Annotated in this window: 3 protein-coding genes; all 3 read left to right on the top strand. The window is 42.5% G+C overall.

Going from position 1 to position 1,173, the window contains the following annotated elements:
- The first annotated feature begins 21 nt into the window (after nt 1–21).
- On the top strand, nt 22–366 hold the full coding sequence (locus B7Y67_RS18710) for a tautomerase family protein (RefSeq protein WP_293599920.1): 345 nt from the start codon (nt 22–24) through the stop codon (nt 364–366).
- 46 nt (nt 367–412) lie between these two features.
- Nucleotides 413–901 (top strand): DM13 domain-containing protein, encoded by a 489-nt coding sequence (locus B7Y67_RS18705; protein ID WP_293599919.1) that lies wholly within the window; start codon nt 413–415, stop codon nt 899–901.
- Nucleotides 902–1,043: 142 nt separating this feature from the next.
- Nucleotides 1,044–1,173, top strand: a 130-nt coding sequence (locus B7Y67_RS19580; protein WP_367227315.1) for a twin-arginine translocation signal domain-containing protein, incomplete at its 3' end; no start/stop codon positions are given.

Raw genomic sequence — 1,173 nt, 5'->3', positions numbered from 1 at the left:
GGCAAGCAATATCCCGAGGGGGTGGCCCCGAAAATTGGGGATATTGTTTACGAGGTGATGCTGAAACATATTAATGTACCTGCTGACGATAAGTTTCAGGTCATTACAAGACATGATGCAAATGAACTAGTAGTTCCTAAAAGCTATCTTGGTATTGAATATTCGCAGGGCATTATTTTCATTCAGGTAACCCTGAATGAGGGCCGCACCACCGAGCTGAAGAAAAAATTCTATAAGGCCATCTGTGATGGGGTGGTAGAGAAACTTAACATTCGACCAGAAGATATTGTTATTAACTTAGTAGAAGTCAATAAAGAAAATTGGTCGTTTGGTCATGGTGAGATGCAATATGGACCTAAAGACTAAGTACGCTCACATCTAGATATGCGGCCAATTTTGTAATGCCGGCAATATGAAAAAATTACTCCTCGGCTTTCTATTTGTTGGACTCATTCCAACTGCAAGCGCGCAGATCCTCGATGCAATCCGTGGTCACGTTCAGGATCTGAGGGCTCGCACGGAAGAGCATCAAAAGATTGAAGGCGTCATCTTAAAGCGAGGACAAATTGACAAAAATGCAAAAGGGCAGGACTTGATACACAACTCCTCTGGTGAATGGTCCTTAGTCAAGGTAGGCAATCAATTATTTTTACAATCAAGCGCGGACTTTAGATCAAGCCCTGGGCCAGACTATCATATCTATATCAGCAGCAGGCCCGCCATTAAAGACAATGATGAGTTTAGTTCTCAACAAATTGAAGTTGGTCGGATCAAAAAACCCAATGGCGCCGCATTCTATCTTTTAAAAACAGAAAATCCAGAAGATGTAAGTAGTATGCTGATTTGGTGCAAGCAATTTAAAGAATATATTGGATCGGCAGACTTGCTCCCTGCAAGGTAAGTAAAAGTAGTTTTGCTGCAGTTGAGCACCATGGGTTCTGCCCCATTCCGCCCCGGTCTACCAATTAATACTCCAACTAGCTGCTAGCGGTTTTTTGATTTAGAGATCTGATATAAATTAGTGAAACAAACAGGGATCTGATATGAAACAACAATCACGCCGTAATTTCCTAAAAACCTCTGCTGTTAGTGCCGTTGCGATTGGTGCTGCCACTGGTTCCAGTATTGATACTGCCTACGCTCAGTCAAAGCCGCCAAAATCGAATATCGAGT

Source organism: Polynucleobacter sp. 35-46-11 (genome assembly GCF_002281105.1).
Note: the sequence above shows the minus strand (reverse complement) of the source record. Positions and strands in the feature narration are given on the sequence as shown.